This window comes from Streptomyces sp. NPDC045701 (assembly GCF_056432045.1).
On the sequence record NZ_JBWKJV010000004.1, the window covers coordinates 367,749 to 388,131 of the forward strand.

General features: G+C 71.6%; 21 protein-coding genes and 2 pseudogenes. 12 read left to right on the top strand and 11 right to left on the bottom strand.

What is annotated here, in order from left to right; translation table 11 throughout:
• Nucleotides 1–55: 55 nt before the first annotated feature.
• Nucleotides 56–1,024, bottom strand: coding sequence for a GlxA family transcriptional regulator (locus AC07DW_RS07660; protein ID WP_478856688.1), 969 nt, complete (start codon nt 1,022–1,024; stop codon nt 56–58).
• A gap of 78 nt (nt 1,025–1,102) precedes the next feature.
• Between AC07DW_RS07660 and AC07DW_RS07665 the strand changes: the two genes are divergently transcribed.
• Both AC07DW_RS07665 and AC07DW_RS07670 read left to right on the top strand, forming a co-directional pair.
• The gene (locus tag AC07DW_RS07665; protein ID WP_478856689.1) at nt 1,103–1,291 is read left to right on the top strand and encodes a hypothetical protein; all 189 of its coding nucleotides are present in this window, start codon (nt 1,103–1,105) and stop codon (nt 1,289–1,291) included.
• Complete coding sequence (locus AC07DW_RS07670; RefSeq protein ID WP_478856690.1) at nt 1,288–1,953, top strand: HD domain-containing protein; 666 nt, start codon at nt 1,288–1,290, stop codon at nt 1,951–1,953. The genes AC07DW_RS07665 and AC07DW_RS07670 overlap by 4 nt, the downstream gene beginning before the upstream one ends.
• A gap of 132 nt (nt 1,954–2,085) precedes the next feature.
• Here AC07DW_RS07670 and AC07DW_RS07675 read toward each other — a convergent pair whose 3' ends face one another.
• Nucleotides 2,086–2,967: an NAD(P)-dependent oxidoreductase gene (locus tag AC07DW_RS07675; RefSeq protein WP_478856691.1), complete on the bottom strand. Its 882-nt coding sequence runs from the start codon at nt 2,965–2,967 to the stop codon at nt 2,086–2,088.
• Between the two features lie 96 nt (nt 2,968–3,063).
• On the opposite strand from AC07DW_RS07675, the gene AC07DW_RS07680 reads away from it, so the two are divergent.
• Nucleotides 3,064–3,426 (top strand): winged helix-turn-helix transcriptional regulator, encoded by a 363-nt coding sequence (locus tag AC07DW_RS07680; RefSeq protein WP_478856692.1) that lies wholly within the window; start codon nt 3,064–3,066, stop codon nt 3,424–3,426.
• A 149-nt stretch (nt 3,427–3,575) separates the two neighbouring features.
• Nucleotides 3,576–3,632: pseudogene (locus AC07DW_RS07685) on the top strand (hypothetical protein); the annotation flags it as partial.
• Nucleotides 3,633–3,835: 203 nt separating this feature from the next.
• Here the strand turns inward: AC07DW_RS07685 and AC07DW_RS07690 are convergent.
• The 3 genes from AC07DW_RS07690 to AC07DW_RS07700 form a co-directional block, all read right to left on the bottom strand.
• Nucleotides 3,836–4,864 carry an aminoglycoside phosphotransferase family protein gene (locus tag AC07DW_RS07690; protein ID WP_478856693.1) on the bottom strand — a complete coding sequence of 343 codons (1,029 nt, stop codon included), beginning with the start codon at nt 4,862–4,864 and terminating at the stop codon, nt 3,836–3,838.
• 286 nt (nt 4,865–5,150) lie between these two features.
• Nucleotides 5,151–6,803, bottom strand: a complete 1,653-nt coding sequence (locus tag AC07DW_RS07695) for a M4 family metallopeptidase (RefSeq protein WP_478856728.1) — start codon at nt 6,801–6,803, stop codon at nt 5,151–5,153.
• 392 nt (nt 6,804–7,195) lie between these two features.
• Entirely contained in the window at nt 7,196–7,804 is a 609-nt protein-coding gene (locus tag AC07DW_RS07700) for an ABATE domain-containing protein (RefSeq protein ID WP_478856694.1), read from the bottom strand.
• A gap of 89 nt (nt 7,805–7,893) precedes the next feature.
• Here AC07DW_RS07700 and AC07DW_RS07705 point away from each other — a divergent pair, with 89 nt between their 5' ends.
• The 4 genes from AC07DW_RS07705 to AC07DW_RS07720 all read left to right on the top strand — a co-directional run bounded on the left by AC07DW_RS07705 (nt 7,894) and on the right by AC07DW_RS07720 (nt 10,736).
• Nucleotides 7,894–8,679, top strand: coding sequence for an MBL fold metallo-hydrolase (locus tag AC07DW_RS07705; protein ID WP_478856695.1), 786 nt, complete (start codon nt 7,894–7,896; stop codon nt 8,677–8,679).
• A gap of 511 nt (nt 8,680–9,190) precedes the next feature.
• Nucleotides 9,191–9,394, top strand: coding sequence for a cold-shock protein (locus AC07DW_RS07710; protein WP_189552525.1), 204 nt, complete (start codon nt 9,191–9,193; stop codon nt 9,392–9,394).
• Between the two features lie 278 nt (nt 9,395–9,672).
• Nucleotides 9,673–10,008: an ArsR/SmtB family transcription factor gene (locus tag AC07DW_RS07715; protein WP_478856696.1), complete on the top strand. Its 336-nt coding sequence runs from the start codon at nt 9,673–9,675 to the stop codon at nt 10,006–10,008.
• A 2-nt stretch (nt 10,009–10,010) separates the two neighbouring features.
• A complete protein-coding gene (locus AC07DW_RS07720) occupies nt 10,011–10,736 on the top strand; it encodes a cation efflux transmembrane domain-containing protein (protein ID WP_478856697.1) in 726 nt (241 codons plus the stop codon).
• A 78-nt stretch (nt 10,737–10,814) separates the two neighbouring features.
• Here AC07DW_RS07720 and AC07DW_RS07725 read toward each other — a convergent pair whose 3' ends face one another.
• Nucleotides 10,815–11,135, bottom strand: coding sequence for an NIPSNAP family protein (locus AC07DW_RS07725; RefSeq protein ID WP_478856729.1), 321 nt, complete (start codon nt 11,133–11,135; stop codon nt 10,815–10,817).
• Between the two features lie 870 nt (nt 11,136–12,005).
• On the opposite strand from AC07DW_RS07725, the gene AC07DW_RS07730 reads away from it, so the two are divergent.
• Nucleotides 12,006–12,413, top strand: coding sequence for a YciI family protein (locus tag AC07DW_RS07730; protein ID WP_478856730.1), 408 nt, complete (start codon nt 12,006–12,008; stop codon nt 12,411–12,413).
• 8 nt (nt 12,414–12,421) lie between these two features.
• A complete protein-coding gene (locus AC07DW_RS07735; RefSeq protein WP_478856731.1) occupies nt 12,422–13,567 on the top strand; it encodes an RNA polymerase sigma factor in 1,146 nt (381 codons plus the stop codon).
• Between the two features lie 176 nt (nt 13,568–13,743).
• Here AC07DW_RS07735 and AC07DW_RS07740 read toward each other — a convergent pair whose 3' ends face one another.
• On the bottom strand, nt 13,744–14,364 hold the full coding sequence (locus AC07DW_RS07740; RefSeq protein ID WP_478856698.1) for an RICIN domain-containing protein: 621 nt from the start codon (nt 14,362–14,364) through the stop codon (nt 13,744–13,746).
• A gap of 868 nt (nt 14,365–15,232) precedes the next feature.
• Between AC07DW_RS07740 and AC07DW_RS07745 the strand changes: the two genes are divergently transcribed.
• The gene (locus AC07DW_RS07745; protein WP_478856699.1) at nt 15,233–16,138 is read left to right on the top strand and encodes a glycosyl hydrolase; all 906 of its coding nucleotides are present in this window, start codon (nt 15,233–15,235) and stop codon (nt 16,136–16,138) included.
• Nucleotides 16,135–17,250, top strand: a complete 1,116-nt coding sequence (locus tag AC07DW_RS07750; protein ID WP_478856700.1) for a carbohydrate binding domain-containing protein — start codon at nt 16,135–16,137, stop codon at nt 17,248–17,250. Before AC07DW_RS07745 ends, AC07DW_RS07750 begins: the two co-directional genes overlap by 4 nt.
• A gap of 88 nt (nt 17,251–17,338) precedes the next feature.
• Here AC07DW_RS07750 and AC07DW_RS07755 read toward each other — a convergent pair whose 3' ends face one another.
• From AC07DW_RS07755 to AC07DW_RS07770, 4 genes and pseudogenes are all read right to left on the bottom strand, one after another.
• On the bottom strand, nt 17,339–17,884 hold the full coding sequence (locus AC07DW_RS07755) for a hypothetical protein (RefSeq protein WP_478856701.1): 546 nt from the start codon (nt 17,882–17,884) through the stop codon (nt 17,339–17,341).
• A gap of 4 nt (nt 17,885–17,888) precedes the next feature.
• Nucleotides 17,889–18,248 carry a hypothetical protein gene (locus tag AC07DW_RS07760; RefSeq protein ID WP_478856702.1) on the bottom strand — a complete coding sequence of 120 codons (360 nt, stop codon included), beginning with the start codon at nt 18,246–18,248 and terminating at the stop codon, nt 17,889–17,891.
• Between the two features lie 720 nt (nt 18,249–18,968).
• Entirely contained in the window at nt 18,969–19,364 is a 396-nt protein-coding gene (locus tag AC07DW_RS07765) for a hypothetical protein (RefSeq protein ID WP_478856703.1), read from the bottom strand.
• A 441-nt stretch (nt 19,365–19,805) separates the two neighbouring features.
• Nucleotides 19,806–19,958: pseudogene (locus AC07DW_RS07770) on the bottom strand (DUF4440 domain-containing protein); the annotation flags it as partial.
• Nucleotides 19,959–20,383: the final 425 nt, after the last annotated feature.

Sequence of the window (20,383 nt, forward strand, 5' to 3'; positions counted from 1 at the left end):
GGAGCCACTTCGCCGTCGGCGTCGCCCATCGCCCCCCACGCGGGGGAGGCGGCGATCAGTCGGCGGCGAAGGTGCGACGGTAGCGCGACGGGCTGGTCCGGGTCAGCGCGGTGAAATGCACGCGCAGCGACTCCGCGGAGCCGAATCCGCAGCGGTGTGCGATGTCGTCGATGCCGAGGCGGGTGGTTTCCAGAAGGACGCGGGCACGGGCCACACGCTGCGCGGCGACCCAGTTCATGACGCTCGTGCCGGTCGCGGCCCGGAACCGGCGGCGCAGCGTCCGGGTGCTCATGTGGCTGTGGTGGCTCACCGACTCCAAAGTGAGTGGCTCGTCGAGGTGTTCCAGGATCCAAGTGATCACGCCGGACATACCTGCCGCGTCGTGGGGCGGGACGGGCTCGATGAACTGGGCCTGCCCTCCTTCGCGGTGCGGCGGACTGACCAGGAAGCGAGCCATCGCGTTGGCCACCGCCTGACCGTGGTCGAGTCGCAACAGGTGCAGGCACAGGTCGGTGCCCGCGAGGACGCCGGCCGATGTGTAGACGCCGGTGTCCTCGACGTAGAGCTCCGCCGCACGGACCGTCACCAAGGGGTGGCGGTCCCGCAGCAGCCCTGCCCAGTACCAATGCGTGGTCGCGCTCCGGCCGTTCAGGATTCCGGCCGCCGCCAGGGCGAACGCGCCCGTACAGATCGACACCATCCTGCTGCCCCGGTCGTACGCGTCGCGCAGCCGCTCGACCAGTTCCGGGTCCGGAGGCACGGTGGGGTCCTCCACCCCGGTGACGATCACCGTGCCGGCCTCGTCCAGCCGGCCCAGCGGTTCGACCCCGGGGGGCCACAGCGGCCCGTCACCAAGCGTCGGTCCCACCAGGCTCAGCTCATAGGGGGTGCCCCCTGGCCGGGCGGCGGCCAGGTGGTCCGGCCAACGGCCGAACACCTGCCGTGGAACGGCGACGTCCAGCAGGACGAACCCCGGCTGCACGACCACCGCGACCTTGGCCGGATCCTTGGGAACGTTGTCCATCCGACCATCGTAGGACGCCTTCCGCCCCTCTTAGCGTGTACGCGGCACCCCGAAGAACAGCAGCAAGAGAGGCGAACCATGTACATCGTCAGCGGGACCCGGACCGCCCGGCACGCCCCACCGGAGAAGCAGACCGACGAACTGCCCGGCGGCGGCACGCGTTCCGGCCGGTACGGCGGACGCGGAAACCCCCGGAGCGGCGGGGAGGCGCGGTACTCCGAGACCGTAGGGGCGGGGCACCGGGCGCCGGGGCAGGTGGCGCTGTGAACCTCCTCGACACCTTGCCGGACGCGATCGGCGGGTGGCCGCGGACACGGGCCACAGAGGCCGCCGTCGCCTTCGCCGCCGAACACTCGCCCACCTATCTGCTCAACCACTGCGTTCGCAGCTACTTCTACGCCCGCAGCATCGCGGCCACGAGGAACCTCCTCGCCGGGACCGACTTCGACGACGAAACGCTCTTTCTCGCCACCTTGTTGCACGACATCGGACTGACGGACGAGGGGAACGGCCCCCACCGGTTCGAAGTGGACGGTGCCTTCCGGGCCGCCCGCTTCGTCCGCGATCACGGCCTGCCGGACTCCACCGCCGATCTGGTCTGGGACGCCGTGGCTCTGCACACCTCCTCCGGGATCGCGGCCCACAAGCAGCCGGTCGTGGCCCTCACACACCTCGGCATCGGTGCCGACGTCTTCGGCTTCGGCGCCGGGGAAGTGGACCGGGCGGTGCTCGACGCCGCGCAGACGGCGTTCCCGTGGCTGGATCTGCGAAAGCGCATCCTTGAGGCGGTGGTCCACCAGGTCGACGAGCAGCCGTCGAAGTGGGCGCCGATGTCGTTCATCGACGCCGCGTACCGCATGCTCCGGCCGGGCAATCCCTTCCCCGGACTGGACGGTCTCTGCGCCGCACCGGTGACTCCACCGCGCTGACGGACCGGCGCTGTCGGCCCATGGCCGAGTGGAAGTCCAGGTGGACGGTGCACCGGCCCCGGCGGGGAGAGCGAACCGGTGCCGGGCGAGTGGCCCGACAACACGACCACCCCGTCTCCGGACGGCTCCCGGTCAGCGCGCCAGCAGGTCGACCAGACCGGTCAGGTCCTCGTCGCCGCTGCCCTGGGCCAGGCGGCGGCGCATCAGCGCGAAGTAGGGGCTGAGCAGCTCCGGGCTGACGCCCTGCTCCTCGGCGGTGCGGACGAAGGTCGGCGTGCCGGCCACCTGCATGGCGAGGTTGGAGACGACGCCCCGGGTGTAGTCACCGGTCCGCAGCCGGTCGGCGGTCTCGTGCACCGCCGGGGCCATCGCGACGAGCCAGTCGGCGAGCAGCGGAGCGAGCGACGCCGGGTCGATGTCCTCCCTGCGGATCAGGGCGAAGGCGTGCGCGGCCCCGGCGAACATGCCGTACATGGCGCTGAGCAGAGCCACGTCGTGCAGAGCGGCGAAGCCGGGGTCCTCGCCGACGTAGGTGGTGCCGGCCAGAACGCCCAGCGTGTCCTCGTGCCGCCCGAGCAACTCCCGCGAGCCGCTGTAGAAGACGTAGCCACCGGCCCCCGGCGCACCGATCATCGGGGGGACGGCCATGATCCCGCCGTCCAGGTAGCGGGCACCGCGGTCGCGGGCCCACTCGGCGCGGAGGCGGGCCTGAGCAGGGGTACTGGTGGTCAGGTTCACCACGTCCCGGTCGGTCAGATCGGTGCCGGCCAGCGTCTCGCCGACCGAGGCGTCGTCCAGCAGGCAGACGACGACGAGGCTGTTCGCCGCGACCGCCTCAGCGGCGCTGTCCGCGACGTTCGCGCCCTCGGCGGCCAGCGCGGCGGTGCGGGCCGGGGTGCGGTTCCAGACGGTGAGCGGGTGGCCGGCGGCGAGCCAGGCGCGGGCGAGCGCGGTGCCCATCGCACCGAGGCCCAGGAGCGTGACGGGGGTCTTCTCAACGGAGTCGTATGCCATGCCGACTAGGCTGCTCGCAGGCCCGGAGGTGATCAAGTACGTACTTCTGAGTGGGTGGTTACCCCCGGGTGAGCCAGCACGTCGGAAGGGGTGGGCATGACGACGCTGAACCGGCCGGGCGCACCGGATGGACACGTCTGTGGGATCGACACCGCGATGGAGGTGATCGGCGGCAAGTGGAAGGTGCTGATCCTCTGGGCACTTCACGAGCATCCCCGCCGCCGCTTCGGCGAGCTGCGCCGGCTGCTCCCCGGGATCACCGAGAAGGTGCTTGCCTCTCACCTGCGGGAGATGGAATCGGACGGCGTCGTGCACCGCGTCTCCTACGACGAGGTGGTGCCCCGCGTCGAGTACTCGCTCACCGAGGACGGCACGCGCCTCAACACCGCGCTCCAGCCGCTGGCCGCCTGGGGACGCGAGCGGAGCACCGGCCGGGGGAGGGCATCGAAGGCGGGGTAGCACCGGCGAGCACGTGCCGGTCATGGCCGGTCGCCGGGGCCACGGCCGGCGGGGTCACCGCGTGGCCGGTACGGCGTGCCCGCCGTACCGGCCACGGCCCGGACGCCTCCCCGCCCGACGACGGCTCGGCGCTGTTCCGCCCGGGCGCCATGTTCTGCGCACGGCCGGGGATCGGCGGAACGGGCGTCTCCTTCGAGTCGATCGACGTCCCGGGCTCGTACCTGCGGCACTGCGCCTGCGCGGTCCCCATCGCCTCCGGCTGCGGTGCGGGTGACGGCTTCGACCGGCCGCAGACCCTCACGGCCGTCGCCGGCGGCGGACAGCACAGGGCGGACCGAACCGCACCGCCCAGGGCGAACGCGCGGCCGGTCCGCCGGTGGTGCGCCGACCGGTCGGGGGCATCCGGCTTCTACGGCCGCTTCGCCGGGACCGGCCGAAGTGAGGGCCAGCGGGCGAGCATGCGCTCACGCATACCGGCGGTGAGGCTGCTCACGCCGCTGAGGGAGTCGTGGTCGGCGGTCAACCGGCTGACGACGCCGAGCCGGTGGACGAGCCGCTGCCGGGCTGTCGCCGTGCCCCATTTCCAGTCCTCGTCCGGAATCCGGGCCAGGTGATCCCGGCCTTGCCGGTGGGCCCGCTGGACCAGCGCATCGCCACGGATCAGCCAGCCGGCGCACGCGTCGGCGAGGCCGTCCTCGCACTCGGATCCGGTCGCGGTGCGCCATGCCGTACGGTATGCGCGCTCCGCCCGTTCGAGCAGCGGCGCCGACGCGGCTGTGACACACCAGCAGGTCGGGAAACCGATGCGCAGGTAGGCCAGTTCCATCAGGCCACTGCCCAGTGACGCCTGCTCGAAGTCGACGAACCTGATGCCGGTGGCGGTATGGAGGTCGTTTCCCGGACAGGGGTCCCCGTGGAGAAGGGCATGGCCGGTCATGCGGCCGAGCCGGTGCACGAGGGCGTCGAGTTCGCCGGGAACGCCAGGGCCGACGGGCACCCGGAGCGCCAGGGCGAGCCGGAGGAAGGAGTCGATGTCGCCCTGGTCCGGGCCCTGCCACCGGGGAAGTACCCCGGCGTCGTCCGGGCGGGCCGTGGCATGCAGCCGTGCCAAGGCGGCTGCGTAGTCGACGATCCAGTCGCCGGCCGGGCGTCGATGCTCCAGGTACTCCAGCACCAGCACCCGCTCGCCGGGATCGGTGGCCAGCAGCGCGGGCACCACGGGAGTCTCCGCTCGGGCGGCGAGTCGCAGCGCGGCCACCTCGCGCGCGTACCGCTCGTCCGCGTCAGGGCCCTCGACGATCTGCTTCACCACCGCCGAGGTGTCCGGCAGCCGGACCCGCCATACGCGCGAGCGCGGGCTGCTGCTCAGTCGGCGGGAGCGCCCGGGGGAGCCCAGCTCGGCGCGCAACTCGTCTCCGAACGCCGGTCGCGACCCCATGCCCTCATCCTTGCACGCGGCCGGCCGTTACCGCCTGCGGATTTCAGTCCCGCGCCTGTGGCTCGCCGGCGTCCGCCGCTGCGTGATCAACAACAACCCCTGCTGGCCCGGCCCCGGCTCCCGGCCGAACGACACCGGCGCCTGCCGCTTCCTGCGGCAGGCGCCGGCCTGTGCCCGGCCCCCGAGGGACGCCGGTACGCACGTGGGTGCGGCGACACCGAAAGCGCCGCCGCACCCACCTGAGAGGAACCGATTCTCCAGCCGGACCGCTACTCCACCCGGACCGTCACTTCACGTTGACGGCCGCCCAGGCGCGGTTGACGGCCTGGTACTCGGCGCCGCTCGCGCCGTACAGGTCCGTGGCTGCCTGGAGGGTGGCCGTGCGGGCGCCGGCGTAACCCGTGGTCGACGTCATGTACGTCGTCAGGGCCTTGTACCAGATCCGGTAGGCCTTGGCGCGGCCGATGCCGGTGACGGCGGAGCCGTCGTAGGTGGGGGAGTTGTAGCTCACGCCGTTGATCGTCTTGGCGCCGCTGCCTTCCGACAGCAGGTAGAAGAAGTGGTTGGCGACACCCGACGAGTGGTGCACGTCGAGCCGGCCCACGGTCTTCGACCAGTTGTCGGCGGAGCTGCCGTCCTTGCTCGGCTTGTCCATGTAGCGCAGCGGGGTGCCGTCGCCGTGGATGTCGACCTTCTCGCCGATGAGGTAGTCGCCCGTGTCGTTGCTGTTGTTGGCGAAGAACTCGACGGAGGTGCCGATGATGTCGCTGGTCGCCTCGTTGAGCCCGCCGGACTCGCCGCTGTAGCGCAGACCGGCCGTGCGGGAGGTCAGACCGTGGGTCATCTCGTGGCCGGCCACGTCGATGGAGGTGAGCGGCCTGCTGTTGCCCGCGCCGTCGCCGTACGTCATGCAGAAGCACTGGTCCGACCAGAACGCGTTGACGTAGGCGTTCCCGTAGTGGACGCGGGAGTAGGCGGCCTTGCCGTCACCGGCGATGCCGTTGCGCCCCAGCTCGTTCTTGTAGAAGTCCCAGGTGAGGGCCGCCCCGTAGTGGGCGTCGGCTGCGGCGGTCTGGCGGTTGGTGGGCAGGCCGTTGCCCCAGAGGTCGTCGGCGTCGGTGAAGAGGGTGCCGGTGCCGGTGGTGCCACCGTTCAGGTCGTAGGTCTTGTGGCCGCCGCGGGCGCCGTCGGTGAGGGTGTAGCCGGAGGTGCCCGGCGTGGTGCCCAGCGGGACGGTGCCGCTGTACTGGCTGGTGCCCGTGCCGGTCTCGATCGCCTCGTACGTGTAGAGCTGCTTGCCCGTGGTGGCGTCCGTGATGACGTGCAGTTCGCTCGGGGTGCCGTCGTGCTGGAGGCCGTGGACGACGGTCTCGTACGCGAGGGTGGGCTTGCCGGTGGCGGCCCAGATCACCTTGCGGGGCGCGTCGGTGGTGGTCTTGGCCGCCGGGGCGTCCTCGGCGGCGGCGGTCAGCGCGCCCTTGCGGGCGCCGGCCGGGGTGACGGCCGCGTCGGTGCTCGCGACGGCGATCCTGGCTGCGGTCGCCTTGCTGACGCCCTTGCTCCTGCCGTTCTTGGCCGTGTGGACGACGAGGTCGCCGCCCAGCACGGGCAGGCCGGCGTAGGTGCGCTCGTAGCGGGTGTGGACCGTGCCGTCGGCGTCCTTCACGACGTCGCGGACGACGAGCTTCTCCACCGCGGTGTCCAGGCCGATGCTCCGGGCCGTGGCGGCGGCGCCGGCCTGTGCCTGCTGCAGAGCGGCCACCCGCTGGGAGGCGCTCGGCGGGGCGAGGTTGGGCGAAGCGGTCGAGGCGCCCGCCTCTCGGTCCGGGGAGGCGGTGGCGGTGCCGGCCTGGACGCCGACCACGACCATGGCGGCGGAGGCGGCGAGGGCGGCGGCGCGTATGGAGACGCGGGAGGTGCGGGAGTGCGGGGACACGATGGTCTCCTTCTCTCGGTCCGTGGGGGTGGTGGGGATGGCTGCGAGAGTGCCAGGAGATGGCCATCGGTTGACAGATACTGATCAAGTATTTGACCAGTTCTTGTCCTTCAGGCGCACGTCAACGTCCGTTATCCGGACGAACGTTGTGGAGTTCCACGTGTTTGCGCACAACCGATCGAGGTGTCCGGGTTGCGGCTCTCTGCGGTGGTGCCGGTGAGTTGATGACCGGCCCGGCCGGCGGCGGTGAACGGGCCGACCGCGCTTGGCCGGGTGCTCACCGCGTCAGCGGTGTACCGGTCGCACATGAAAAACACCCACGACTCGTCGTGGGTGTTCGGTACGGGGCCGACCGGGGCCCAATGGCGGCGCCCGGCGCCGGAACTGCCGGAGCGTCACATCGGCGTGCGGCTGCGGCGCGCGTAGGCGCGGGCCGCCCGGGCGCGGTCACCGCAGCGGGTGGAGCACCAGTGGCGCCGGCCGTGGGTGCGCAGCAGGAATCGGTCGCAGGGTGCGGACGCGCAGGCGGCGAGCAGACCGGCGTCCGGCCCGGTGAGCAGGTCGGCGGCGTCGGCGGCGAGGGTGGCGAGCGCGTGGCCGACCGCCTGGTCGGTGGGGTGTGCCCGGACCCGGCGCATTCCGTGCGCCTCGTCCCAGGCGAGCGGGGGAGCGGTGGGCACGGCCGTGAGCGCCTCGTTGACGGCCCGCAGGGACTCCTCGGACGGGGCGGAGCCGTCGACGGCGGCGGCGAACAGGGCTCGCACGTGCCCGCGCAGTGTGCGCATGCGCCGTGCGCACACCTCGTACAGCCGGATGTCCGGCGTGGTCAGCTCGTGCGCGGCGAGCCAGCACATGGCGGTGCGGGGGGCGGCGAGCAGGTCGTAGCTCTGGCCGGCGGGAAGGGTCGCGGCGGTGTCGGCGAAGTCCAGGGAGCGGTATCGGTCGGCACCCGGAGCCGGTGGCAGCACGCTCTGCGTCTTCTCGGAACCCTCGGCCTCTTCCATGCCCTCATGGTATCCCTTGCGCTCTTCCGTGAGGCCCGCCTAGTCTTCCTCACGGCAAACTTCTAATTCATTCGTGAGAAATGAGGGGCATGTCCCAGCACCCCGAGCACTTCCAGGTCCGCACGTTCGGCGGCCCCACCGCCCTCTTCGAGTACGGTGGCCTGCGCTTCCTGACCGACCCGACCTTCGACGGCCCCGGCGACTACCCCACCGCCGGCCCCACCCTGACCAAGACCGCCCCCTCCGCCGTCGCCCCCACCGACCTCGGCCCCGTCGACGTGGTCCTGCTCTCGCACGACGAGCACGCCGACAACCTCGACCACTCCGGCCGCGCACTGCTCGCCGAAGTCCCTCTCACCCTCACCACCCCCGGCGGCGGACAGCGGCTCGGCGACAAGGCCAGGGGCCTGGCCGACTGGGAGTCCGTCGAGCTGGACCGCCCCGGCGGCGGCACGATCACCGTCACCGGAGTTCCCGCCATCCACGGCCCCGGCCCGCGCGAGGACGTCGAGCCGTTCACCGGCCAGGTCGTCGGCTTCGTACTCACCGGGGAAGGACTCCCGACCGTGTACGTCAGCGGCGACAACGCCTCCCTCGACGCGGTCGAGCGGATCGCCGAGCGCTTCGCCCCGGTGGGCACCGCCATCCTCTTCGCCGGAGCGCCCCGCTTCCCCATGCTCTTCGGCGGCGAGCCGATCGTCCTGGACAGCGTCCGGGCCGTCGAAGCCACCCGGATACTCGACGCCCGCCGGGTCGTCCCCGTCCACCACGACAGCTGGGCCCACTTCACCGAGGGCCGCGACGAGTTGGAGGCCGCCTTCACCGGCGCCGGACTGGCCGGCCGCCTGGACCGGGACTGGACGCAGCGCACCTGAGACCGCCGGTCCGCGCGAGGGCCCGGCGAGAGGGCGGCCGGCGGCCCGCTGCCGCGGGCCGGGGTCCGACCGCATACCGAACCCCGGCCGACCGCCGGCCCACCCCGCGTTCTGACGCGCCCGTTCCGGGGGGAGGGACCGCCCGAGGTCTGCGCCCGGGGCCCTCGCCGGCTGCGCGACAGCGGTGCCACCACGGGCAGGGCACGCGAGTGCCGGAGAGCGGGGCGCCGGCACGCGCCGAGCGGGCCGACCGGTACTCACGGCGGCTTCCCCCGCCAGGCACCCGGGCCGGTCGCCCGCCGCTGCGCCGGCCGATGACGATGTTGTCCAACTGATGGGCTGTCGCGCTCTGGTGATCGGCCCTGTCCCGGTGTAGCGTCGCAGGCAGATGTCGTGGTTCGCAGTTCCTGCCCACGCTGAAGCGTGGGCTTCTTGCTGTGCAGTGCGGGACCAGGGCGATCACCTCCGGGCCCGCGCGGTGCGAGCCCGAAATCGACTGAGAGGCACCGGCATGGCCAGCGGAACCGTGAAGTGGTTCAACTCCGAAAAGGGCTTCGGCTTCATCCAGCAGGACGGCGGAGGCCCCGACGTCTTCGCGCACTACTCGAACATCAACGGAAACGGCTACCGGGAGCTCACCGAGGGCCAGGCCGTCACCTTCGACATCACCCAGGGTCAGAAGGGCCCGCAGGCGGAGAACATCACCCCCGCCTGACCCGCGGCAGCCAGTGAGCACCAGGGCCCCGGAGCGCTCGCTCCGGGGCCCTGGTGCTCCGCACCCCCGCGGAGCCCCCGGCTCCGCCGCCCGTCCGTGACGCAGGGCGCTGAGTCTGCCGTCGCGGACGGCGTCAGGGGTGGTCATCCGGCCCGACCAGGGCGTACTGGCCGAGAAAGCGGAACGCCCCGCCCTCGACGCGGGGCCGGTGGATCTCCGAGACGGGCACCAGGCAGTTCATGAGTCGCTGAATCCACGATTGCGTGTACTATTCGGGAGTGCTGACTGCCTCCTCCGACATCGAGGTGCTGGCCCGCTTCGGCCGCGCGCTCGCCGACCCGATCCGCTGCCGCATCCTGCTCGCCCTGCGCGACGCCCCCGCCTACCCGGCCGATCTCGCCGATGCTCTCGGTGTCTCCCGCACCCGGCTGTCGAACCACCTGGCGTGCCTGCGTGACTGCGGCCTGGTCGTCACCGTCCCCGATGGCCGGCGCACCCGCTACGAGCTCGCCGACGAACGCCTCGGGCACGCGCTGGACGACCTGCGCACCGCCGTGGTGGGCGTCGAGGCCGACCGCACCTGCCCGGACGCCGGCGACAAGGGCTGCTGCTGACCATGACCGCCGGGATACCGGTGTCCCCCGGGCCCTCACCGGCCCGCCGCGACACGCTCACCAGCCGGATACGCCTGCTCGTCGCCCTCACGATCGCCTACAACGTCATCGAGGCGATCGTCGCCATCACCGCCGGCACTCTGGCCTCCTCCACCGCCCTGATCGGCTTCGGCCTGGACTCGGTGGTCGAGGTCTCCTCCGCCACCGCCGTCGCCTGGCAGTTCTCCGCGTCCGACCACACCGTCCGCGAAGCGCGCGAGCGGCGAGCCCTGCGGATCATCGCGACCTCCTTCTTCGCCCTGGCCGCCTACGTCACCGTCGACGCCGTCCGCGCGCTGACCGGCGCCGCTGAGGCCGAGCGCTCCGTCCCCGGCATCGTGCTGGCCGCGCTGTCCCTGGCGGTGATGCCCTTTCTGTCCGCCGCCCAGCGCAGGGCCGGCCGTGAACTCGGCTCCGCCTCCGCGGTCGCGGACTCCAAGCAGACCCTGCTCTGCACGTACCTGTCCGCCGTGCTGCTGGTCGGCCTGGTCCTCAACGGCACCCTCGGCTGGTCCTGGGCCGACCCCGTCGCCGCCCTCGTCATCGCCGCGATCGCCGCCAAGGAAGGCCGCGACGCCTGGCAGGGCAAGGGCTGCTGCGCGCCGCCCGCCACCGTCGCGGTCCCTCCCGCCGGCGCCGAAGCAGTCGCGTGCGGCAACTGCCCGCCCGGATGCGGCTGCTGTCATTGACCAGCCCGCAGAACGCGGAAGGGTCCGGACGCCGTCGAAACGTCCACCGGCGCACGTGATGCGGGCGCTGGCTCGTTCCTAGGGACTACCGGGCAGCAGCGGGCGCATGAAGGTGCGCTCGTAGCGCAGTACGCAGCCGCTTTCGTCCCTGATGCGATCCGCCTCGATGAAGTCTGGGTCCCGGCCGAAAAGCGTCCGGTACTCCTCGTACGCGGCGAGACTGGGAAAGCTGAACAGGGCGAGTGCCTCGTCGCTGGCACCCTCCGCGGGCAGGAAGTACCCATGGTGCGTACCGCCGTGCCGGTCGACCAGCTCCATCCAGCGGCGGCCGAAGCGCTCGAACGCCTCGGTCTTCGCCGGATCGATCACGTACTGGACCACACAGGTAATCACCGGCATGAGACTAGTGCCGGCGACCCGGCGCAGCCAGGCGGCCACACCGCAGCCGGCGCCGCCTCGGTGGGGATCGCCGCAGTACATGTCCGGAGTCTCGACGAGCACGGGACCGTCATGGCAGCGTCGTTCGGGCGAACAGGGGGAGTTGAGCATGACGCCCCTCCTCCGCCGCCACGCCGTTCGTCTCGTGCCGCCGATCGCCTGATCGCCCTGCCTGATGGTCCGGGCCCCGGAAGCCGCCGAACTCCCGCCACGCCTGACGCCGCCACCCGCACCGCCTACCTCGCCGCGCTCGACGCCATCGACGCCGACATCGTCCAATGCAGGAACGACAAGGCGGTCAGCCGCGGCAGGATCACCTGCGCCGACCTCAAGTGGTACCCCGGGGACGGGGCCAAGCAGGTTCGGACGGCGACCGGAGCGCTGGAGCAGCCCCATCCACCCCGAGGGCCGGACCCCGGCCGTCGCCAAGGACATCGTCGAAGCGAGCCGCAAGCACCTCTGCCCCGACTTCTGACGGGCGGCGCGACTCCCGTGGACGACGCGGCAGCAGGGTGGCGCCGCAGCAGCCTGCCGTGCCTGCGCCGCCGTCCGGACGACCTGGATGTCGCGCCCCGCCGGGCCGCTCGCCGCCCCCGGCTGGTCCTGAACGCGGTCGTTGTCCCGGCCGCCGCTGTCTCCGTCCTGCCACCCCGCTCACCCTGCGCTGTCCGCCGGTGCCGTCCCGCTCGGGCCTGCCCGGCCGCCTGCGGACCCCAGGCTCATCACAGGAGCCCAAAAGATTCCGGACGGCGATGTCGAGAACCCGTGATCGGCTCCGTCCCCGAGGTGAACGCGACCACAATGGGTCGCACCAGCACCGAGGAGAACACGATGGCCAAGTACCTGCTGCTCAAGCACTACCGCGGCGCCCCGGCGGCGGTCAACGACGTGCCCATGAACCAGTGGACGCCGGAGGAGATCTCGGCGCACGTGCGGTACATGAACGACTTCGCGGCCCGGCTGGAGAAGACCGGTGAGTTCGTCGACGGCCAGGCGCTCGCCCCGGAGGGAGTGTGGGTCCGGTACGACGGTGAGGGGCGCCCGCCGGTCACCGATGGCCCGTTCGCCGAGACCAAGGACCTGATCGCCGGCTGGATGGTGATCGACGTCGACAGCCACGAACGCGCCGTCGAGCTGGCCGGGGAACTGTCGGCCGCCCCCGGGGCGGGCGGGAAGCCGATCCACGAGTGGCTCGAGGTGCGCCCGTTCCTGGCCGCGCCGCCCACCATCACGGAGTGACCTCGACGATGGACGAGGCCCTGCTCCGCAGCCTCACGCCGAGCGTGCTGGGCATCCTCGTCCGCCGCGGAGCCGACTTCGCGGCGGCCGAGGACGCCGTGCAGGACGCGCTGGTCGAGGCAGTCCGCGTCTGGCCGGCCGACGTGCCACGGGACCCGAAGGGCTGGCTGGTCACCGTGGCCTGGCGCCGGTTCCTCGACGCGATGCGGGCGGATGCCGCCCGCCGCCGGCGTGAGGACCTCGTCGACGAGGAACCGGCGCCCGGGTCCGCGCCCGCGGTGGACGACACGCTCCAGCTCTACTTCCTGTGCGCCCACCCGTCACTGACGCCCTCGTCGGCGGTCGCGCTCACGCTGCGCGCCGTCGGCGGGCTCACCACCCGGCAGATCGCCCAGGCCTACCTGGTACCCGAGACGACCATGGCGCAGCGCATCAGCCGGGCCAAGCGCACCGTGGCCGGCGTGCGGTTCGACCAGCCCGGCGACGTCGCCACCGTGCTGCGCGTGCTGTACCTGGTGTTCAACGAGGGCTACTCGGGCGATGTCGACCTCGCCGCCGAGGCCATCCGGCTCACCCGGCAGCTCGCGGCCCTGGCCGACCACCCCGAGGCCTCGGGGCTGCTCGCCCTCATGCTCCTCCACCACGCCCGGCGCGCCGCCCGGACCGCGCCCGACGGCACCCTGGTACCGCTCGCCGAGCAGGACCGCGGCCGCTGGGACACCGGCTCGATCGCCGAGGGCGTGGCGGTCCTCCAAGCGGCTCTCGCCCGCGACCGGCTGGGCGAGTTCCAGGCGCAGGCCGCCATCGCGGCCCTCCACGCCGACGCGCCCACCGCGGAGGAGACCGACTGGGTGCAGATCGTCGAGTGGTACGACGAGCTCACGCGCCTGACCGACAACCCCATCGTCCGGCTCAACCGCGCGGTGGCCGTCGGTGAGGCCGACGGACCACGCGCCGGCCTGGCGGCACTCGCGGCGCTGGACCCCGCACTGCCCCGCCACGCCGCGGTGGCGGCGTACCTCCACGAGCGCGACGGCGACCTGGCGACGGCGGCTCGGCGGTACGCCGAGGCGGCTCACAAGGCACCCAACCTCGCCGAGCGCAACCACCTGACACGCCAGGCCGCCCGGCTCAACGCCCGCCGAATTCGCTGACGGGCCAGCGCCCGGCCGTGCCTGCACCATGAGCGCCGCCGCCTGGCACCGCGTGGCGGGAGCGGTCCGTGCACAGTGCGTCGCACCCGCCCCCGCGGGACGCCGGTTCGGCCGCGGCCACTCGCGCGACCGTGAGCGCGCCCGGCCTCCAGTCGTCGGCCCGAGTCGGCCGACCCTTACCGGACGTCGGGGGCCCGGGGAGGCCAGTCCTGCGTTCGTACGAGCTCCCAGTCCTGATTCACCTGGTTCCAAGCGCTGAACTTATGGATGCATAGCCACGTTTGCAGGTCGGTGCCCTGTACGGGGGGAGTGGGAGCCTTCGCGTTGGCCGCGTCCAGGCACCTGTACCTGAAATGCTTGTTGTCCAGTACGGTGCGCGATCCGCCGAAGCAGCGGTTGGGATCTCCGCACTCGTCCGAGGTCTTGGATATGGGCCGCGTCTTCCACTGCTGCGACAACTCGCCGTTGCATGTCTTCTGGACCACACGCCCTGCCCTGCTCTCAGCGTTCGAGCCCGACAGACACTTACCAGAATGTTTTGCGACCAACAGGAACCAACCGCTCCCCGTGAACTGCTGCTTGAACTGTTGACTCTCGCCGCCATAGATCGGCCACAGGACCACCCGGGCATTCTCGGCCTGCTCGTGGGCGAATACTTCTGCCGCCATGTCGGTGCTCTGGTTGACGATGTAGAAGTACTGGTCCTGGGCTGTGGCCGTGGCCGGTGCGACTACCCCGCCCGCGAAGAGCGCGATCGTGGCGATGGGTGTCATAAGGATCCTGGCCTGTATCTTCATCTGGGTCTCCCGCCCGGGGTTCTGACGACCTGACACGAGATGGGTACGGTCCGGAAAACACTCCCCGGCGCAGGCGTGCCGGTTCACTTCGCATCCATTGGATCGCCCTCGGCAGCGCATCATCCGATCAGACGGCTCCTTCCATGACACCACCAACAGGAATCCGTGCAACCGGGCAGGAAAATCTCTTGACTTTCGGAGTGCCGACGGGAAAGGCGTCACCAGCCGCAATGACGACGGGGCGGAGCGTGATGACGCCCATACACGGTACGGAGCCGACGCAGCCCGGCATCGCCGGCCCGAGCAGGCGTGCGCCGATGAGACGACCGCGGCCACACCATCAGCTGCGGCGAACCGCGTAGGGGCGATCCGGGTGGACCCGTCGTCGGCGGGGTCGTGCCCGCGACGAGGAGGTGCTCCGGATCCGACGTCCGCTCCCAGGTCCGTTCCGTGACCGAGCGTCGGCGGGTACGGCGAAACGCCGTGCTTCCAGGGTTGGTGGCGGTATCCCTCCAGGAGTCATCACATGAGTCCTGGACCGGTGTGGAAGTGGCGGTCCGCGCGATGGCTGCCAGGACACGCTCGGTGACGGCGAGCGTGATCCTCGGGCACGGCGGCGAAGGTCTTACCGGCCGCGCAGGGAGGCACTCCGCAGCAATCCACTAAACCGGTGCTTAACTGTCGTATCGGCGTAGACAACGTTGTCGTCATCCGGCACAGTCGGCACCACGACCGCGCAGGCCACAAGGTCGGCACGCCGGGACGTCGACGAGCGGATCGTCGGCGCGTGGTTCGCGTTCCGGCCTCTGGTCCCGCGGTGAAAGCCTCCCCGTGATGCGAGAGCCGGGCCACGTCCAAGGAGACAGCCATGCACACCCCTGCCGTGAACCGCCGTTCGTTCGTCCTCCTCGGCGCCACGGCCGCCATGGCGGCGACGGGCACCGGGATACCCGTGGCTTCGGCGGCGGCCCCCACCGCGGCTCGGGCCGGCGCGCCGATGCCCGTCCGGATCGTCGACGACAAGGCGACGAGTGCCACGCGCGCGCTGTTCGCGTACCTGATGCGGCAACAGGGCAAAGGCATCCTCTTCGGCCACCAGCACGCCCTTTCGTACGGCTTCACCTTCACCACACAGGACGGCAAGTCGTCCGACACCAAGGCGGCCGTGGGGGACCACCCCGCGCTGTTCGGCTGGGACACCCTGATCCTCGACGGTGACGAGCGCCCCGGCAGCAAGGACACGACCGAGGCCGAGAACATCGCCGCGCTCAGCCGGTGCATCCGGCAGGCGGACGCCCGCGGTGGGATCAACACGCTCAGTGCCCACATGCCCAACTTCGTCACGGGCAAGAACTTCTACGACACGTCGGGCCGCGTCGTCGGCCAGATCCTCCCGGGAGGCGCCAAGCACCCGCAGTTCAACGCCTTCCTCGACCGCATCGCGAAGGCGGTCAAGGGCGCACGCCGGGCGGACGGCACCCTGATCCCGGTCATCTTCCGGCCCTTCCACGAGAACAACGGCGGCTGGTTCTGGTGGGGCGCCGGCCACACCACGTCGGCGGAGTACATCGAGATCTTCCGCTACACGGTCGAGTACCTGCGGGACACCAAGGGCGTCCGCAATCTGCTCTACTCGTACTCGCCCAACTCCAGCTTCGCGGGCGACCCGACGGGCTACCTCAAGACCTACCCGGGCGACGGTTATGTCGACGTCTTCGGCTACGACGCCTACGACAATCCGCCGGCTCGGACGCCTGGCTGGAAAGCCTGGTGAAGGACCTGGGGGTGGTGGTCCGCCTGGCCGACGAGAAGGGCAAGGTCCCTGCCTGGACCGAGTTCGGCGAGAGCGGGGAGGAGGGCCGCAACCCGCGGTGGTTCACGAAGCTGCTCGGCGCCGTCAAGGCGGACCCGCTGGCCCGCCGTGTGACCTACATGCAGACCTGGGCCAACTTCGGCGGCACCACCCGGGCCTACGTCCCGACCCCGGGCCACGCCCTGCACGCGGACTTCGTCCAGTACGCCCAGGACCCCTACACCGTCTTCGCCGGTGACCTGCGAGGCGTGTACGCCGCGCGCACCACCGCCGTTCGCAACGCCCCGTTCATGCATCTCGTGACTCCCACGGGCCGGCAGCGCCTGACGAGTCCCGAGAGCACCGTCCGGGTACGGGTCACGCACACGACGGCAAGCCGGGTCAGCTACTCGGTGAACGGCGGACGCGCCCGACGGCTCCGCCTCGACGCCGACGGCTTCTACTCCGGTGACTGGCCGATCGACCCGGCCTGGCTGGACAACCGGTCGGTGACCCTCTCGGTGGAGGCCCGGGCGGGCGGCAGGACACTCACCGACTCGGCCCTGGTCCTCCTCGGCGAGGTCGCCCCCCTGCCCGCCGGATGGATCGACGACTTCGAGGGGTACGCCGGCGACGACGCCACCCTGAGCGAGGGCTACAGCCACATCAACGCCAACACCACGACCCTGTCGGCCGACCACAAGGCCTCGGGCTCGTACGGGCTGGCCTACTCGTACGACTTCAGCAGCGCCGCGTACACCGGCATCGGCAAGACGGTCGACGCGGACTGGACCGCCTTCTCGGCGCTGGTGCTGTGGCTGCGGGGCGACGGTTCGGCGAACGGTGCGACGCTGCAGATCGTGTCCGGGGGCGTCTACTTCGAGTACGGGATTCCGCTGTCCGACACCAACGGCTGGGAGTTCCGGGCGCCGTTCAGCGAGTTCAAGCCCGCCCCCTGGGACACCGCGCACGCCGGGGAGGTGCTCGACACGGCCCGCCTCGCCAAGGTGGCGACCTTCAACCTGTACCTCGGCCACGGCAGCGGCGCCCCGGCCAGGGGTGTCGTGTACGTGGACAACATCAGGGCCGAATGACCGCCACCGTCCGCGACGGGCAAGGGGGACAGGCCCGGCCCGGGAGCGCGGCCGGTCAGCAGGCGCCCTTGTTGTCGATCCCCACGGGTCAGTACAGGATCTTCAGGTCTGCGGGCAGGCCGGGGAAGGCTGTGCGGGTGCTGTCGTTGACGCACTTCAGGACGGGCAGTGGCTCCTTCTGCGCGGCGGCGGCGAATTCCGTGGCGTTGCGCTCCTTGCCGGTCGTCGCAATCCCTTTGTCCGCGAGGCACTTGCGTATGAACGGGCGCAGTGAGGGGTCCAGCACGTGCTCGTGGGACTCCACGTACCGTTGCTCGATGTGCGACAGGTGCGACTGAGTACACTCCTCCACCGCCCTGTTCCAGGCCGCCGCGTCGACCGGGCTCTTACCCGGGAGGAGGTCGAACAGGAGGGTGCGCCCGTCGACGGGGCTCAGCATCCGCTCGCTCACCTGGAAGCCCGCGTCGGTGAAGCACGTGGCGAAGCGGCGCACCGCGCGGTGGTACTCCGCCTGTGTCACCTTTCCGTCCCTCAGCGCCCATTCCTGTGCGGACGCCGAGGGATCGGAGGTCGCCGCCGCCGAGCAACCGGTCGCCAGGACGAGCAGGCAGACCAGGGAGGACAGCCGTCCCATGCGGTCAGGACTTCGTCACGTTGCAGTTGTCGCAGCCCCAGTGCAACCCGTAGCTGACCCTGCCGAAGACGGGGGCGATCTCGCGGTACGCGGAGTACTTGTTGTAGTACGTACGCGTCATCCAACGCCCGTCGCTCATCTCGAAGTTGAGGCTGAAGCGGCCCGAACAGTCCCCGCTGACCCGCTGTGTCTGGGCCCAGTAGTCGCTGCCGTCGAACCCGCTGGAGACGTAGTTGGAGCCGCAGCCGCGGGACACGGTGCGGTTGTTGCCCAGCGCCGCAGCGGAGGTGACGGGCAAGAGGACCGATACGAGGCCGGCGATCGCGGCGGCCGTGCCCATGCGTACGGAGAGTCTGCGCCTCACGGTGTTCCCCCTGTGGTCGGAAGATTACGGTCAGAGGCTAACGAGGGGGAAGAGGTACGTACAAGAGGGCGTACAGGGTGTACCGGGTGTACAGGGCGTCCGGGAGCGTCGCCTCCCAGGCGAGACTTTACGGGCGCGACCCCCACGGTCGCGCCTGGTGGTCGTCCCGCCGTCGCCGCGCCGCGCCGCGCCGTGCCTGTGCGCTGGACGATGCTGAATGATGGTCGTACGCGGGTTCGGCGAGTGATCGAACTGACCGGGTGGGAGCCGCTCGGAATCTCCGTCGACTGGGCGGCGATCGAGGGGGAGCCGGACGTCCCGCGGTCGGGCGGATTACCGCGTGTCGGGTCTGGAGCCGAGCGGGGAGGCGACTTCAGAGGGCGCGGCCATCGCGGGAGCCTCCTCGCCCACGGCACCGGACCACTTCTCGGAGGCCCGCCCGGGCACCGGGCGCTTCGGCCGCCGCGTCCCCGCCTCCGCCCGGCGACGAGCGGAAGTACTTCCCGCTTCGCCCCGGTACCGCGCACCCTCCCCCTACGTGGCCGGTGGCACCCGACCGCCCGACCGCCGGGTCGCCGTCCACAGCGGCCGGCAGCGCCGGCCTGGGCGGCGGCAGAAGCAGGCGCGGAGGATACGCGGCAGCTGACTCCCTGGGCCGACTCCTCACCGTCGGCGGCCCCGCCCTCGCCGCACTGACGGGGACAGGGATCGGCGGAACCGCTACAGGCCCGCGTGGTCCAGCAGCAGCCCCAGGTCGGCGTCCTTCACGCGGGTGACCCCTTGCGGGTGCCGGTTGGACAGGGCGTGCAGCGGGACGGGGTCGCGGTGCAGGCGGCGGGTCGCCGCCAGGTCCAGCGTCGCCGTGAACCGCCATGGCTGGCGGGGGCTCCCCGTCACCTCGTGAGGCTCGTCCTCGATGCGGGCCACGGCGGCGATCTCCCGTACCGGCGCGGCGAAGTAGATCCACAAGCGGTCGCCGGGGATCATGCGCCGCCACCTGGACAGGCACCAAGCCCGACGCGGCGCGGTCTCGGCGAGGTGCAGCATGTGGTCCTTCTCCGAGGAGCCGCTGTCCGGGGCGGTGTCCGCGGGTTTCACAATGAACAGCCAGTCCAACGGATGCTCCTCCTTCCCCATGTCCGTGCCCGCGCCATGTCCGGCGCCGGCTACCTGTGTGCTGCCCCGTACCGGGGCCGCCATGCCCGTCCAGCCGCGTCTGCGCACCGGATCCAGGACCTGCGCCCCCCGTCGAGGAGCAACGGCTGCCGGTCCGCACCCGGGGCGGCGTTCGGCCGCTGCCTCCGGTGGCGTGTGCTGTGCCGGACTCCGCTGGCCGGCTGTCGCCGCCGCGCCTTACCGGTCGGTTCCTGTCCGTGCCCGAGGGGTGCCCGCCTGCGCCGTACGGGCGGTTCGACGTGCGCGCCGGGCCGTGACCGTCCAGCGTCGCCGCCCGGCCCTGTTCGCTGTCCCTGGCGTCCGGCCGCCGCCGGCGTACCCCCGTGCGGGCCCACACACTCCACAGCCGCCGTCCTTGCGGCTCTTGACGGGAAGGGGGCAGCGGGTGGGTGGGACGAACTCGGGCTGATCGAGCAGGCGCAGCCAACTTCCGTCGGACTGGCGCCGCACGACCTGTGCCCGCGCGCCGGCCCCGTCCTTCGGCGGGGTCGAGGTGAGGGCGATGTCGCCGCTGATCAGCGTCGGCAGCGGTGATTTGGTGCGGACCGGCTGACGATGCACGGCACTCTCGCGCGCGCCCCTGATGTACGCACCGCGTCCGCGCACACGGCGCCGGCCGCTGAAGCGGGTCGAACCGGCCGACGCGGCTGGCCGCGCGGCCTGCCAGAAGGCCGGTTCACCACCCGCCTGTGACCACGGGGGCGATCCTGGACAGCGCGACCGGGTCCACCTCTCCCGTTGGTTTCAGCGACGGCGGCGGCCTGCGCTCCCGCCCGACGATCCAGGTGTTGTGCCGCGCCGCCTGAGGGCGGGCTTTCGGGGTAGGCAGGTGCCATGTTCTTCTTCAGTAGCCGGATCGGCTGTCTAGTGTCCTGCGCCGGGAATTCGTTGAATTAGTAAGCTGTCTCCATGGCGAAGATGGGGCGGCCGATGGCCGAGCTGGTGTTGTCGGAGGATGA